Origin of the sequence: Corynebacterium doosanense CAU 212 = DSM 45436 (assembly GCF_000767055.1) — a bacterium.
Taxonomy (GTDB): domain Bacteria; phylum Actinomycetota; class Actinomycetes; order Mycobacteriales; family Mycobacteriaceae; genus Corynebacterium; species Corynebacterium doosanense.
The window spans coordinates 1-14,688 of record NZ_CP006764.1 but is presented as its reverse complement, the minus strand read 5'-3'; the positions used below and the strand labels follow the sequence as shown (position 1 = coordinate 14,688).

Annotated in this window: 13 protein-coding genes and 2 tRNA genes; 4 read left to right on the top strand and 11 right to left on the bottom strand. The window is 65.3% G+C overall.

The annotated features are described in order from the left end of the window. Positions 1 to 13: 13 nt before the first annotated feature. The 4 genes from CDOO_RS00070 to gyrA form a co-directional block, all read right to left on the bottom strand. Positions 14 to 86: transfer RNA gene (locus tag CDOO_RS00070), tRNA-Ala, on the bottom strand. Between the two features lie 10 nt (positions 87 to 96). Then, a tRNA-Ile gene (locus CDOO_RS00065) sits at positions 97 to 173 on the bottom strand. Positions 174 to 253: 80 nt separating this feature from the next. After that, the gene (locus CDOO_RS00060; RefSeq protein WP_038573115.1) at positions 254 to 607 is read right to left on the bottom strand and encodes a DUF3566 domain-containing protein; all 354 of its coding nucleotides are present in this window, start codon (positions 605 to 607) and stop codon (positions 254 to 256) included. Continuing rightward, positions 594 to 3,206, bottom strand: coding sequence for a DNA gyrase subunit A (gene gyrA, locus CDOO_RS00055; RefSeq protein ID WP_018022364.1), 2,613 nt, complete (start codon positions 3,204 to 3,206; stop codon positions 594 to 596). The genes CDOO_RS00060 and gyrA overlap by 14 nt, the downstream gene beginning before the upstream one ends. 121 nt (positions 3,207 to 3,327) lie before the next feature. Here gyrA and CDOO_RS00050 point away from each other — a divergent pair, with 121 nt between their 5' ends. Next, a complete protein-coding gene (locus tag CDOO_RS00050) occupies positions 3,328 to 3,540 on the top strand; it encodes a hypothetical protein (protein WP_018022365.1) in 213 nt (70 codons plus the stop codon). Continuing rightward, positions 3,537 to 3,806, top strand: coding sequence for a hypothetical protein (locus tag CDOO_RS00045; RefSeq protein ID WP_018022366.1), 270 nt, complete (start codon positions 3,537 to 3,539; stop codon positions 3,804 to 3,806). Before CDOO_RS00050 ends, CDOO_RS00045 begins: the two co-directional genes overlap by 4 nt. Here the strand turns inward: CDOO_RS00045 and CDOO_RS00040 are convergent. Next, positions 3,803 to 4,930, bottom strand: coding sequence for an LLM class flavin-dependent oxidoreductase (locus CDOO_RS00040; protein ID WP_018022367.1), 1,128 nt, complete (start codon positions 4,928 to 4,930; stop codon positions 3,803 to 3,805). The two genes, CDOO_RS00045 and CDOO_RS00040, sit on opposite strands and share 4 nt — an antisense overlap. A 259-nt stretch (positions 4,931 to 5,189) precedes the next feature. Between CDOO_RS00040 and CDOO_RS00035 the strand changes: the two genes are divergently transcribed. Beyond that, complete coding sequence (locus CDOO_RS00035) at positions 5,190 to 5,630, top strand: DUF6918 family protein (RefSeq protein WP_018022368.1); 441 nt, start codon at positions 5,190 to 5,192, stop codon at positions 5,628 to 5,630. Here the strand turns inward: CDOO_RS00035 and CDOO_RS00030 are convergent. The 5 genes from CDOO_RS00030 to dnaN form a co-directional block, all read right to left on the bottom strand. Then, positions 5,627 to 6,913 (bottom strand): HNH endonuclease signature motif containing protein, encoded by a 1,287-nt coding sequence (locus CDOO_RS00030; RefSeq protein WP_018022369.1) that lies wholly within the window; start codon positions 6,911 to 6,913, stop codon positions 5,627 to 5,629. The genes CDOO_RS00035 and CDOO_RS00030 overlap by 4 nt on opposite strands. Before the next feature lie 142 nt (positions 6,914 to 7,055). Further along, positions 7,056 to 9,122 carry a DNA topoisomerase (ATP-hydrolyzing) subunit B gene (gyrB, locus tag CDOO_RS00025; RefSeq protein ID WP_026159426.1) on the bottom strand — a complete coding sequence of 689 codons (2,067 nt, stop codon included), beginning with the start codon at positions 9,120 to 9,122 and terminating at the stop codon, positions 7,056 to 7,058. Positions 9,123 to 9,265: 143 nt separating this feature from the next. After that, positions 9,266 to 9,874, bottom strand: a complete 609-nt coding sequence (locus tag CDOO_RS00020) for a DciA family protein (RefSeq protein ID WP_018022371.1) — start codon at positions 9,872 to 9,874, stop codon at positions 9,266 to 9,268. Then, the gene (gene recF / locus CDOO_RS00015) at positions 9,864 to 11,063 is read right to left on the bottom strand and encodes a DNA replication/repair protein RecF (protein WP_018022372.1); all 1,200 of its coding nucleotides are present in this window, start codon (positions 11,061 to 11,063) and stop codon (positions 9,864 to 9,866) included. Before recF ends, CDOO_RS00020 begins: the two co-directional genes overlap by 11 nt. A 3-nt stretch (positions 11,064 to 11,066) precedes the next feature. After that, complete coding sequence (gene dnaN, locus CDOO_RS00010; RefSeq protein WP_026159427.1) at positions 11,067 to 12,254, bottom strand: DNA polymerase III subunit beta; 1,188 nt, start codon at positions 12,252 to 12,254, stop codon at positions 11,067 to 11,069. Between the two features lie 645 nt (positions 12,255 to 12,899). Here dnaN and CDOO_RS13750 point away from each other — a divergent pair. Then, positions 12,900 to 13,043: a hypothetical protein gene (locus tag CDOO_RS13750; RefSeq protein WP_018022374.1), complete on the top strand. Its 144-nt coding sequence runs from the start codon at positions 12,900 to 12,902 to the stop codon at positions 13,041 to 13,043. Positions 13,044 to 13,119: 76 nt separating this feature from the next. Here the strand turns inward: CDOO_RS13750 and dnaA are convergent, their stop codons facing one another. Further along, the gene (dnaA, locus tag CDOO_RS00005; protein WP_018022375.1) at positions 13,120 to 14,688 is read right to left on the bottom strand and encodes a chromosomal replication initiator protein DnaA; all 1,569 of its coding nucleotides are present in this window, start codon (positions 14,686 to 14,688) and stop codon (positions 13,120 to 13,122) included.

Genomic DNA, 14,688 nt, shown 5'->3' with positions numbered 1-14,688 from the left:
AGCGGTCTATCTGTGGAGCATAGGAGAATCGAACTCCTGACCTTCTGCTTGCAAAGCAGATGCTCTACCAATTGAGCTAATGCCCCATGTCCCAAATGGTGGGCCTAGCAAGAATCGAACTTGCGACCTCATCGTTATCAGCGATGCGCTCTAACCGACTGAGCTATAGGCCCTTGGAACGATTGGTAACTTTACCCAGCACCCCGATGACCACCAAATCGCCTGGTCACCGGGGAAACCGGCCAAAGTAGCTCTAGTCCTGGACCACGACCTCGAGGCCGCCGAAGAGGTCAGTCACGCCGTTGTAGATCACGGCCGCCAGCGGCGCCAGGATGGACAGCAGGACCGACATGATCGCGCCCAGGAGAGCCGCGAGCGCCATGACCACACCGAAGGTGATGGCTTGGTCCCCGCCGACGCCGCCGATGAGTTCGTTGACCGAGGCCCACACCCCGGCGACCTGCATGCCGAAGTAGAGCACGGCGACAGCGATGATCCACGCGACCAGCCCGATCAGCGACATCGCCAGTGCGATCTTGAACGCGGAGACCGGGGAGACGTGGCGGACGTTCACGAAACGGCCTTCGCTTGCACTACTCGTCGTCATCGGTGTCCTCTTCGTTCGGCTCGACGAAAGTTTCATCAGACTTTACGCCAGGGAGCTCGGCCATGGCTTCCTCAAGCGTTCTTTCCCCGCGGGCGACGGCGTTGGCCTCGTCCTCACCCTCGTCCTCGACGTTGACGTCGATGGCGAGCAGCTCATTGCCCTCGGCGAGGTCCACGAGGCGCACACCCATGGTCGCGCGTGACGACGGCCGGATCTGGTTGACCTCGGTACGGATCACCCCACCGGCTGCAGTGATGGCGAAGATCTGGTCGTCCTCGTCCACAGCCAGGGCGCCGATAAGTTTGCCGCGCTTGGGTGAGTACTTGAACGTCATCACGCCGAGGCCGCCGCGGCCCTGGGTGGCGTACTCGCCGATCGGGGTGCGTTTGCCGTAACCACCGGAGGTGGCCACAAGCAGGAACTCGCCGTCGCGCACGACGGTCATGGCCAGGAGCTGGTCGTCGTCGCGGAATCGCATGCCCTTGACGCCGGCCGTGGCGCGGCCCATGGGACGGAGCTGTTCGTCGTCCGCCGTGAAGCGGATGGCCTGGCCCTTCTCGGAGACAAGGAGGACGTCGTCGCCGTCGTCGACAAGCTGGGCGCCGATGAGCGCGTCACCCTCGTTGAGGTTGATGGCGATGAGCCCGGCCTGGCGGGCGGATTCGTAGTCCGTCAGGCGGGACTTCTTCACGCGGCCGTCCTTGGTGGCCAGCACCAGGTAGGGCGCATCCTCGTAGGTGCGGATCTGGATGACCTGCGTAATGCGCTCCTCGGGCTGGAGCTCGAGGAGGTTGGCCACGTGCTGGCCGCGCGCGGTGCGCGACGCCTCGGGCAGCTGGTATGTCTTCAGGCGGTAGACGCGGCCGAAGTTGGTGAAGAACAGGATCCAGTCGTGGGTGGAACAGATGAAGAAGTTCTTCACCACGTCGTCTTGCTTGAGCTCCGCGCCGCGCACACCCTTGCCCCCGCGCTTCTGCGACTTGTAGGCATCGACCTTGGTGCGCTTGGCGTAGCCGGTCTGGGTGATGGTGACCACGACGTTCTCGCGTGCGATGAGGTCCTCGGCGTTGACGTCGCCGGTGTCGGCGATCAAGGTGGTGCGGCGTTCGTCGCCGTACTTGTCGACGATCTCCTTCAGCTCATCGCGGACGATCTGGCGCTGGCGCTCCGGGTTGGAGAGGATGTCCTTGAGGTCGGCGATCTCCAGCTCGATCTCGGCGAGCTCGTCGATGATCTTCTGGCGCTCGAGGGCTGCCAAGCGGCGCAGCTGCATCGCCAGGATGGCGTCGGCCTGGATCTCGTCGACGTCGAGAAGCTCCATCAGGCCGGTGCGAGCCTCGTCGACCGTGGGCGAGCGGCGGATGAGAGCGATGACCTCGTCGAGCATATCCAGGGCCTTGACCAGGCCGCGGAGGATGTGGGCGCGCTTCTCGGCCTCGTCGAGGCGGTACTGGGTGCGCCGGACGATGACCTCGATCTGGTGCAGCACGTAGAACGTGAGCATCTGGTCCAGGCGCAGGGTGCGCGGTACGCCGTCGACGATGGAAAGCATGTTCGCGGAGAAGTTCGACTCCAGCTGCGAGTGCTTGTACAGGTTGTTGAGCACCACGCGGGGCACGGCGTCGCGCTTGAGGGTGACCACGATGCGCATGCCGACCCGGTCGGAGGATTCGTCGTCAATCTTGGAGATGCCGGCGAGCTTGCCGTTGGCGACCTGGTCCGCGATGTTGGTGATGAGGTTGTCCGGGTTGACCGCGTAGGGCAGCTCCGTGATGACGATGGTCTGGCGGTTGCCCACCTCCTCCATCTCGGCGATGCCGCGCATGCGGATGGAGCCGCGGCCGGTGGTGTACGCGTCGCGGATACCCTGGGTGCCCACGATCTGCGCCGCAGTGGGGAAGTCGGGTCCCTTGACGAACTTCATGCACGCCTCGAGGCGCTCCTCGTCGCTGGAGGTGAAGTTGTCCAGGATCCAGAAGATGGCGTCGGCCAGCTCCGTGAGGTTGTGCGGCGGGATGTTGGTGGCCATGCCCACGGCGATGCCGTTGGAGCCGTTCATCAGCAGGTTGGGCACACGCGAGGGCAGGACGTCCGGCTCGCGGTTCTTGCCGTCGTAGTTCGGGGAGAAGTCGACGGCGTTCTCACGGATGTCACGCACGAGTTCCATGGCGATCGGGGTGAGCTTGCACTCCGTGTAACGCATGGCGGCCGCACCGTCGTTGCCGCGCGAGCCAAAGTTACCCTGACCGTCGATGAGCGGGTAACGCATGTTCCACGGCTGGGCCAGGCGCACGAGGGTGTCGTAGATGGCCGTGTCGCCGTGCGGGTGATAGTGGCCCATGGTGTCGGCGACGGGGCGCGCGGACTTCACATAGCTGCGCTCGGGGCGGTAGCCGGAGTCGTACATCGCGTAGATGATGCGGCGGTGCACGGGTTTCATGCCGTCGCGCACCTCGGGCAGCGCGCGCCCGACGATCACGCTCATGGCGTAATCGATGTAGGAGGTCTGCATCTCCTGGTTGATGTCGATCGGCTGGATGCGGTCGTAACCGCCGCCGTCTCCGGTTCCGACGCCGGATCCTGGGGTCTCGTCGCTCATGCGTTCCTTCTTCTTCGGGAGCGGGGGGTTTCCCGGCCACTCTACCTGCCCCGATGCGTCTTAAGGGCGTTCAGGGCCCCGATGTCGCGCACGCTGGTATCAGAGTGGTATCACTGGGGGCATGGCCATGACTCTCCGACTCACCGACGACCAGGATCACGCCCTCACGCTGCTTGCGGCCTCCCAGGGCAGGAGCAAACACGACGCCGCGGTGCGTGCCATCGTCACGGCCGCCGCGCGGATGCTTGACGACGCCCGGGTCGACGCCCTCGCCCGCGACCTGGTCGATGACTACGCGGCCGCCGAGGCACGCCTGCGCCGGGCCCGCGGATGACCCGCCCGCTGACCCCGGAGCAGCTCCTCGCGGTCGCCGACACCTACTGCGGACGGTTTCCCGTGCGGGTGCGCAGCTTCCCGGCCCTGGCCGCGGCGGCGGCCGTTCCCGGGGCCCGCTTCCACGGGGTGGCGGTACATGACTCCCCCGCCGCGGCCGCGGACGCGCTGCGGGACGTTCTCGAACACCTGGATCCGCTGACCGGGGGAAACAAGCAGTTCGCCCGGCTGTGCGCGCAGGTGTACCGACGGTTGGCGGAGGACTAGCGGTTGGCCACGTCGACACCGAGCCGCTGCAGCGCGGGCACGACCCCCTCGCCTACCTGGAAGGTCTCCTCGAGGTTCGGGTAACCGGAGAGGATGAAGTGCTCGAACCCGGCCTCGCGGTATTCGGCGATGCGCTGGGCGACCTCCTCGTAGGAGCCCACCAGTGCGGTACCCGCGCCGCCGCGGATGAGACCTACGCCGGCCCAGAGGTTCGGGGCGATCTCGAGCGAGCGGGCGTCGGTGCCTGCCTCGAACTCGCTGCCCTGCTGGTGCAGCTCGGTCATCCGGCGCTGGCCCTCGGACTGCGACCTGGCCAGACCCTCCTGGATCCGCCTCACCTCGGCCGGGTCGATGCTGTCGAGCTGGCCCTGCGCGGCGGCCCAGGCCTCGGCGGACGTGGGCCGGGCGATGATGTGGAAGCGGATGCCGTACTCCAGCTCCCGGCCCTCGGCCGCGGCGGCCTCCGAGACCCGGTCGATCTTCGCCTTGGCCTGCGCCGGAGGCTCGCCCCAGGTGAGATAGACGTCGGCACGCCGGGCCGCGACCTCGATGCCCGGCTGAGAGGAGCCGCCGAAGAAGATCTGGGGTGAAACCTCGGGACGCACCCGAAGCACCACCTTCTCCACCCAGGTGTGCTCGCCGCGGAAGGTCACCTCTTCGGCCGAGTTCCACAACTGGTCAGTGATCTCCAGGACCTCGGCTGCCCGGCGGTAACGCTGCTCCTTGGTGGAGTCGTCACCGAAGGCGCGCTGCTCGTGGTCCTCGCCGCCGACGACGACATTGAGCAGCAGGCGGTTGCCGGACAGCTGCTGGAACGTGGCCGCCTGCTGGGCGATGATCGTCGGGCTCACCAGGCCCGGTCGGATGGCGATGAGAAACTTCAGCCGCGTGGTCTGCGGGATCAGTGCGGCGGCGGCGAGCCAGGCGTCCTCGCACGACAGGCCGGTGGGCACCAGCATCGATTCCATGCCCTGGGACTCCGCGGCCAGTGCCATCTGCGTGAGGTACGCCAGCGTCCCCTCCCGCTCCCCCGTCTCGTGCCCCGACCCGTGACCTCCCGACATGATCGCTCGGGAATCGCCGTAGGTGGGCAGGAACCAGTGGAGGGTGACATGAGGATTCATGCCTCCCAGTAGGCCATGCGGTCTGTTGGCCTGCCACCTTTTTATTTACCACCCCCTCAACTGGCGTTCCCCGCCGACGGCATGTAAATTCTGTTCCTGTTGTGGCTGCAGAGGTCTATGAGGTTGATGTGAACTCTGTGGCGGAAGAGCTACAACTACCGATCGCCGTCGTTGGTGGCATACGCCGTGCCACCAACCATGGCGATCGATGGATAAGCTGGGCGCGTCACCTCACCCAGCTCTCGGAAAGGGTCAAGAAATGTCAGACCTCTCCACCCTCCTCGATACGGAGAACCGACCCGTCGTGGTCGCCGACATCACCTCGCTTGTCGACGGCGCCATTACCGACCTGTCCGGCATCACCGGAATGACCGTCAGGGGTGCGCTCTCCGCAGCCCGCAAGACCAACGGCGACCTCATCCCCACGGCCGTGGACAACCTGCTGCCCGACATCCTCGGCGACCTGCAGTCCCACTGGGAGGACTACCAGCAGTCCGGCCGGCAGGACTTCGGCGCCTTCCTGGAGTCGCGCGCCGATGACGTCAGCGAATCCCTGCTCAGCACCGCCGACCGGGCCGTGGAGCAGAAGGGTGGCGGCGCAGTGGCCAAGGTGTATAACTCCCTGCGTGGCCGGGGCACCAAACTGATGGCGCCGCACATCCCAGCGCTGGGCAGGATCATCGACAACCACATGCGTTAGGCCCCCGACGAGTATGCGGCCGCATACTCCTCGGGCTGGTCCGCAAACCGGAATCCGTCCCGGCCGATGCGCATCGGTGTCGAACGGTTCTCCGACGCAAACGCCACTCCCCCGGGGAACCGGAAGAGCAACCGGTCCCCGTCGAGGTCGATCCGCAGCACTCCCACCGTCACCAGGGAGTGGCAGGAGGAACACAGCGGTACAAGGTTCCACAGGGCCGTCGGCCCGCCCTCCGCGTGCGCCACTATGTGGTGGAACTCAATGAACCGGGCGTGATTACACCCCGGCGTCGCGCACTGGAAGTGCCACTGCGCCATGAGCGCGGTGACCTGCGCGTCGCTGACCAGGCGCCTGCTCTCCGACACGTGGATCTGAATGCCCTTCTGGTTGAGCAGGTGCGCCCGCATGTCCCCGTTGAGCGCGGCGGCCACCAGATCGCTGGTTCTCGCCCCGGGCTGGGACGGCAGGATCGCCTGCCCCGTCTCCCCCACCAGCAGGTTCACCTGGGCTCCGGGTGTCCGCAGTTTGTTGGTCGGCCGGCTTCTGGTCATGTTGACCATGGAGAGGAACGAGGACAGCAGGTTATCGCGCACCGGTACGCCGAAGCCGGTCGAACTGCGCGGATCCTTCTCTCCGGACACCAGTTCGGCCTCCACGACCACGGGTTCCTGCTCGGCCTCCGCCAGCGCCGCATCCAGCGCATTCTCCTCGAGGCCCACGAGGTCATCGACCCCGCGCAGGCTCGCCAGCTCGGCCATCTTCAGCGCCGACAACAGCCGCGCACCGTTCTCGGGGCTGAGCCGGCCGTGGAAACGCAGCCAGCCGGTCTCCTCGTCGACGTGGAAGGACAGGTCCTCCGTCGGCGGGCGATCGGGGCGATCGGCGGTGCCGGCCAGCTCACGTTCCAGCTCGGACAGCGTCATCCTCGTAGCCAGCGAGAGCAGCGCCTCCTCATCGGCCGGAGTCAGCCGGGGCAGCAGAAGCCGGACGACGGAATAGGAGATCTCCCCGGCAAGGAACGCCGCCGCTACCAGGGCGAACTGTCTCAGGGCCTGACCCACCCGGAGGTACTCGAACGCGGTTGACTTGGCTACACCGAGATGTCGCATCACCCAGACCGCGGCGCTGGGTGCGCCCAGCGAACGGGCGAGGCCGGCGGCCTCGAAACGCGCGAGCGCGAGGATGAAGGCCGCCTTGAATCTGGTCATCTCCCCGTGGGCGGTGTGCAGCGTGCGCACCAGCTGGCGGGTGCTCATTGTGTCGAAATCGTCGATCGTGTACATGGTCTCTCCCCCGAGTGCCGAACATATGTGTGCCTGTCGGACACAGCATAAAACTCGGGATGGACACGACCCGGAAACCAGCTATGAGCTGGGCAAACGCTCGTCGATAAGCGAAGCAAGAGTATGCGGCTGCATACTCGAACTAGACGTCGAGGAAACGCACGTCCTTGGCCTTGCGGGTGATGAAGGAGCGGCGAGCGGCGACGTCGTCACCCATGAGGATGCTGAAGAGCTCGTCGGCGCGCTGGGCGTCGGTCATCTCCACCTGGCGCAGGATGCGGGTCTCCGGGTCGAGGGTGGTCTCCCACAGCTCGTTGGGGTTCATCTCACCCAGACCCTTGTAGCGCTGGATGCCGTCGTCCGTGTTGATCTTGCGGCCGGCCTCGATGCCGGCCTTGAGCAGCTCGTCACGCTCGTCGTCCGAGTACGCGTAGCCCGGCTCACCCTTGCCCCACTTGAGTTTGTACAGCGGCGGGTTGGCCAGGTAGACGTGGCCGTGCTCAATGAGATCCGGCATGAAGCGGAAGACCAGGGTCAACAGCAGGGTGGCGATGTGCTGGCCGTCGACATCGGCATCGGCCATGAGCACAAACTTGTGGTAGCGCAGCTTGGCAATATCGAACTCTTCGTTGATGCCCGTACCCAGCGCGGTGATGATCGCCTGGACCTCGGCGTTCTTCAGCACCTTGTCCAGCCGGGCCTTCTCCACGTTGAGGATCTTGCCGCGGATGGGCAGGATCGCCTGGTACATGGAGTCGCGGCCCTGCTTGGCGGAACCACCTGCGGAGTCACCCTCCACGATGAACAGCTCGGACAGCTTGGGATCCTTGGTGCGGCAGTCGGCGAGCTTGCCGGGCAGGCCGCCCATGTCGTTGGCGGACTTGCGACGCACCAGGTCACGAGCCTTGCGCGCGGCGATGCGCGCCTGCGAGGACGCGACCGCCTTGTTGATCACGGCCTTGGCCTCGGCCGGGTTGGCGTCGAACCAGAACGCCAGGTGCTCGTTGACCGCACGCTGCACAAAACCCTTGATCTCGGTGTTGCCCAGCTTGGTCTTCGTCTGTCCCTCGAACTGGGGATCAGAGACACGCACGGAGATGACGGCGGCCAGGCCCTCGCGGCAGTCGTCGCCGGTGAGGTTGGTGTCCTTCTCCTTGATGAGCTTGTGCTCACGCGCGTAGCGGTTCATCAGCGAGGTCAGCGCTGAGCGGAAGCCCTCCTCGTGGGTGCCGCCCTCGTGGGTGTTGATGGTGTTGGCGAAGGTGTGCACCGACTCCTTGAAGCTGGTGTTCCACTGCATGGCCAGCTCGAGCTCGTGGTTCTCGCCCTTGACGTCGAGGTCGATGATCGACGGGTGGACCGGGGTCTTGCCCTTATTGAGGTGGTTGACGTAGTCCACCAGCCCCTCCGGGTAGTGGAAGGTGACCGTGCGCTCGCGCTTCTTCTTCGGGGTCTCCAGCTCCTCGTCCACCGGCTCGGCGGTGTCGTCGGACAGCGCGTCGTCGTCGAAGGAGTCGCCGTCGAGAAGCTGGGCGGTGTCGCCCTCCTCGGCGATCTTCTCCAGTTCGAGTTCCTCTTCGGTGACCCGCTCGTCGCGAAGCGTGATGGTCAGGCCCTTGTTGAGGAAGGCCATCTCCTGGAGGCGCTTGGAGATGGTGTCGTAGTTGTAGGTGGTGGTCTCAAAGATCTCGGGATCGGCCCAGAAACGCTGCGACGTGCCGGTGCCGCGCGCGTTGTCGCCCTCGACGAGCTCCTCCGGAACGGAGTTGTTGAAGTTCTGGTACCAGTGCTTGCCGTCGCGTTTGATGTGCGTCTCGACGCGCGTCGACAGTGCGTTGACCACCGAGATACCCACGCCGTGCAGACCGCCGGACACCGCATAGGAGTCGGAGTCGAACTTGCCGCCGGCGTGCAGCTGGGTCATGACCACCTGGACGGTGGGGATGCCGGTCGAGTGCATCGCCACGGGAATGCCACGGCCGTTGTCCACGACCTCGACGCCGCCGTCCTCGAGCAGCGTGACGGTCACCTTGTCGGCGTACCCGGCCATCGCTTCATCGACGGAGTTGTCCACGACCTCCCACACCAGGTGGTGAAGGCCGCGCTCGCCGGTGGAGCCGATGTACATGCCGGGGCGCTTACGGACAGCCTCGAGGCCCTCAAGAATAGTGATCGATGAAGCGTCGTACTGGGGTTCAGTGGTTGCCACGTGGCGTGCACTCCCTAAAAGTGTTTTATGAGAAAGCGTATAGACCTGTTCAGTCTACACACCCGGACCCAACCCTAGAATGGGCCTCGCGCGCGTCTACGGCCCCAATTTTCGCCCCTGACGGCGTTTTCCCAGGTGGCGATTTATCCGTACGTGTCCCTGGGACCGCGGCCCTTGATGTGCAGCGGGCCCTTGCGCCAACTCGGGACCTTCGGCCCAAAAATCTTTAGCCCGGTGATGACGTCCGGGCCGACCTTCTCGGCGATCTTCTGCAGAATCGTGTGCTGCATGTACTTCAGGTTCGTGGCCCAGGCGGTGGACGTGCACGTGATGAACAACTGCCCGTCCTTGATCATCTCCACGCGCGTGTGCTCCGCGATCTGCTCCCCGACCAGGTATTCCCAGTGCCCCGTCACCCAGCCGGACGCGAGCTCGTGCTGCCAGCCCCGCCGGGTGATCTCCCTGCCCACCACCGATCCGAGTTGGGGAACGTCGAGCGGGCGCCGCGGCCTGCGCCCGTCCGGACCCGACGGTCGACCCGGACCACGGTAATAGGATCGCTTCTCGACGCCCGGGACCTCCACACCAGGAATCACCGGCGCTTCGCCCGGAACCTGATTCGCGGATCGCCTGGGCTGAGCCGTGGTGCCCTGCGCCGAGAGATTCGGCAATGGTCCGCCACGGCGCCTGGCCACCTCGCGGATTTTGTCAAAGGCCGCTTCGACGGCGTCGTCGCGCTGCTTATCGTCCATCGGCGATCCTCGAGATTCTCCCGTTCTCGGTGTCCTCGGTGACCACCGAGAACCGCTGCACTACCGTGCCCCCGAGGTTCTCCGGCAGATCCTCATCCACTGCCGCCGTGATGATGACCTGTTCCGCGGCCGCCGCGACCTCGACGAGCCGCCGGCGGCGTTCGGCGTCGAGCTCCGCGAAGACGTCGTCGAGGATGAGAACCGGGTCACTCCCGGCCGAGTCCCGGAGCAGGTTGAACTCGGCCAGCCGCAGGGAAATGGCGTAGGACCAGGTTTCCCCGTGACTGGCGAACCCCTTCGCTGGCTGCTGCCCCAGATGCAGGATGAGGTCATCGCGGTGCGGGCCGACCAGGGAGGTGCCACGTTCGATCTCGCGCTGGCGAACCTTGCCCAGGTCTGCGAGGATGGCGGCCTCGAGAATCTCCGTGGTCACGGGCTCGTCATCCCCCACCAGGGAGTTGACGGTCTTCTCCACGGTCGAGTGATAGGTGACCTTCGCGGGCCGGGATTCCGGGGCGATGGCCGAGTAGGCGTCGACGACGTACTTCTCCAGATCGGCTAGCAATTCTAGGCGGGCCGAGGTCACCTGCGCGCCCAGGGCCGCGAGCTGGGAGTCCCACACGTCGAGAGTGGCCAGGGCCGAGGCGCCGTCGTCGTCCGAGTAACCCCGGCGCAGGGTCTGGGAGGCGTTCTTCAGCAGCGCACCACGCTGCTTGAGCACCTTGTCGTACTCGGCCTTCACGCCGGCCAGGCGCGGGGTGCGCGCTGCGATGAGGTCATCCAGATAGCGGCGCCGCTCCGCGGGCTCGCCGCGGACCAGGGAGAGATCCTCGGGCGCGAAGAGCACGGAATGGGTAATGCCCAGCAGCTCACGGGGGGTTTTCAGCCGCGTGCGGTTGATCTGCGCGAGGTTGGCGGCGTGCGGTTTGATGAGCAGGTGGCTGGTCAGCTCCCGGCCCTGGTTGACGGTGGTCACGGAGATCCGTGCGTCGGCCGCTCCCGCGCGCACGAGCGGCGCGTCGTGGTTGACCCGGTGCGAGGAGAGGTGCGCCAGGTAACCCACGGCCTCGACGATGTTGGTCTTGCCGAAACCGTTGCGCCCCACGATGAGATTGACCCCGCGCTCGAGGCCGAGTTCGAGCTTCGGCCAGGAGCGGAAGTCCCGGAGTTCCAGTTGCCGGACGTACACCGTCTAACCGGGCAGGCGCACGGGCATGAGGAGGTAGGTGAAGTTCGTCTGCGGAGTCGGGAAGTTTCCGTCCGCATCCGCCTCCGGAAGCTCGTCGGGTTCGGGGATGAGAATGGCTGGACGGGAGGGCTCCGTGAATCCGAAGACCACCCGCTCGGTGCGCACGACGCCTAGACCGTCCTTGAGGTAGCCCGGGTTGAAGGCGATGATGAGCGAGTCCCGTCCGGAGAAGGCGCAGGGAATGGCCTCCTCGGCGTGGCCGGAATCGTTTCCGCCGGCGGAGAGCACCACCTGGCCGTCGGAGAACTCCATGCGGATCTGCGCGTTGCGGTCGGTGACCAGGCTGACGCGGCGGATGGCGTCCTGGAGCGGGGCGATCTCCACGGAGGCCAGCGACGTGTGGGTCTTCGGCAGCAGCGGCTGGATGTTCGGGAACTCGGCGTCGAGCATGCGGGTGGTGGTCTCGCGCGAGGCGGAATGCAGGCCGAAGAGGCCCTCACCGCCGATGTTGTCGCCGGCGCCCACGGCGATCTCGACGGGATCGCCGAGACTGGTGTCCAGTGTGCGGGCGTTATCCTGCAGGGACTTGGCCGGGACCAGGAGCTTCGCCCGGGTTTGCGCCCCAGCGGGGTTCCACTCCAGGGTGCGCATGGCCAGGCGGAAGCGGTCGGTGGCCGCGAGTTTGACGTTCTCGCCGTCGATCTCGATGTGCACGCCGGTGAGCATGGGCAGCGTGTCGTCGCGGCCGGCCGCGGAGGCTACCTGCGTGACCGCGTCGACGAACAGGGACGGATCGATGGTGCCGGTGACCTCAGGGAGGCTCGGCAGCTGCGGGTAGTCGTCCAACGGGATCAGGGGCAGCTCGAAGCGGGAGGATCCGCAGGCCAGCAGCAGCTTCGTGCCGTCGACCTGGAGATCGACGGGTTTGTTGGGCAGCGTGTTGACGATCTCCGACATGAGCTTGCCGGCCACGGCGATCCGGCCCGACTCGGCGATCTCTGCCGGGATGCGGACGCGGGTGGAGATTTCGTAGTCGAACCCGGCGAGCTCGAGGCCGTCGTCACCGGCGGTGATGACCATCGCGCGCAGAACCGGCTGCGTGGCCTTGGTGGGCAGACTGCGGGCAACCCAGGCGACGGCATTGCCCAGGTCGTCGCGGGCGACGCGGAATGACACCGCTTGTGAATCCATGATCTCCTCGGCTTCCACCTAGAACGTCTTGCAGCTTGATCGTCGGACCGTTCGAGTCCGAGGATGACAAAAACCAACCTACCGGAGCACCGGGCCGTCCCTCGACTCGGATCTCCTGTCATTCGTCTCCGCCGACACGGCCCCCGAGGCGGTCGGATCCGAGGTTTTCCCCACACCCTCTTTCTCTTGGATCAATTTCAGGGAAAGAATTGGTAGTAACAGTAGGGCCTGTTCACTCTGTGGATGAGGGCCTGAATCACAAGCTAGCACCCGGTTTCCGGGATGTGCGCCGGGGTGTGGCATTCCTGTGGATAACTCGAGTCCCCTGTGGATGATTTTTCGGAGTGCCGGGTTGTGCACAATCGCGATGATGTTCTCCACCGTCTCTGCACAGGTATTTCCGGGTTGTGCACAGGTCTCCGGGGCGACATCCAGGCAGGCACCGGTTCGACTGTGAGTGACCAAGGTCACTAATTACAGGACTGTAATTACACAGGTGTGCATAGACCTGTGGATGAACCGGAGATGATTTTTTGGTGTCCCGCAGGAATTGTCTTCACAGACTGCTTCCTGACGACTCTCAGCGGATTAGAATCTATTGTGCAGTCAACTTCTTCATCATCCGCTCACGTAAGGAGAAAGACAATGGAAATCATCGGTTCCGCCGTCGGCCTCGGCCTCAGCTCCGTCTTCTGGGCAGGCGCCTACATCCTCGGTCTCCAGGCCGGCATCGTCAACCACATCCCCGCCCTCGATGGCATCATCGGCCAGGTTCTGGGCATGATCTGATCACCCTCCTCTCGCACGCATTCCCCGGCACCACCTTCATGAAAGGTGGTGCCGGGGAATGCATTTGTCCGTGCCTCTACCTGCGGTGACGGTTCTTGATCTCCGCGGTGAGCAGCTGGATCTCGTCGTAGGTGTCGCGCTTTTCGGTCATTTCCTTGCGGATCTTCTTGTCCGCGTACATCACGGTGGTGTGATCCTTGCCGCCGAACTCCGAACCGATCTTCGGCAGTGACAGGTCGGTGAGCTCGCGGCAGAGGTACATGGCCAGCTGACGGGCGTGGGCGACCGCCCGGGTCTTGCCGGTGCCGGTGAGGGTTCCCATGTCGATCTTGAAGTGCTCCGCCGTCACCTCCTTGATGGCAGCGGCGGTCACCTCCATGTCGTCACGGTCCGGGAGGATGTCGCGCAGCGCCACCTCTGCGATCTCCATGGTGATGGGCTCGTTGACCAGCGAGGAATAGGCGGTGACACGGATGAGCGCGCCCTCGAGCTCGCGGATGGAGGTCTCGAACTGGGAGGCGATGAGTTCCAGTACCTGGCGGTCAACCCTGTTGCCGTCGGCCGTGGCCTTCTTCTCCAGGATGGCGATGCGTGTCTCCAGGTCGGGGGGCTGGACGTCGGTGATGAGCCCACCCTCGAAGCGGGTGCGCAGGCGATCCTCCAACGTGGTCAGCTCCTTGGGCGGACGGTCGGAGGAGAGGATGATCTGTTTGTTGGCCTGGTGCAGCGCGTTGAAGGTGTGGAAGAACTCCTCCTGGGTCCCCTCCTTGCCCTCGAGAAACTGGATGTCATCGACCATGAGGATGTCCAGATTGCGGTAATTACGTTTGAAGGACTCCTGGCGGTCGTCGCGGACCGAGTTGATGTAGTCGTTGGTGAATTCTTCCGAGGAGACGTATTTCACCCGCAGTCCCGGCTGCAGGACCTGCGCATACATGCCCGCGGCGTGCAGGAGGTGTGTCTTTCCCAGGCCCGATCCGCCCCAGATGAAGAGCGGGTTGTAGGCCTTGGCGGGCGCCTCGGCCACGGCGACGGCAGCGCCGTTGGCGAAGCGGTTAGACGAACCGACGACGAAGGTGTCGAACGTGTACTTGGGATTGAGCGAGGTTTCGCGTGTCGGGTCGTGGGCCGGGGTTTCGCGCGGCAGCCGCTGCGGGGTGTGCACCGTGGGATGGGAACGCCGGTTGGTGGGCTCGTGGCCGCGGCGGTGCGCATTCGCCAGCTCGTCCAGGTCCATGGGGATCTGTGCACCGACCGTCGGCTCGGGGACGTGGTCGGCCTTCCACGACGAGGGCTCGGGCTGGGGTTTTTGTGGTTCAGCGTTCGCGGGCTGCGCGGGGGAACCCGCGGCCACCGTGTCCGGATCGACGGAGACCGCGACGATGGTCGGGGTGCCGGTCTGCCGGGTGAGAGCGTCGGCGATGTAGGAGCTCAGCTCCTGCTCCACCACCGTCTTGATGTGGGTGTCCGGTGCCGCGAGCACCACGTACCCGCCGGCCATGAGCACCGGGCGCACCAGCTTGAGGTACGTCTGCTGCATGAAGGTGAAGGTGGGGACGGCCGAATCGGGGCGGTTCGACTGGGTGAGCAGGTCGTCGACCACCTGTGCCCAGGTGCCCTCCAGTTGTGTGTCCTGATTCGCCAC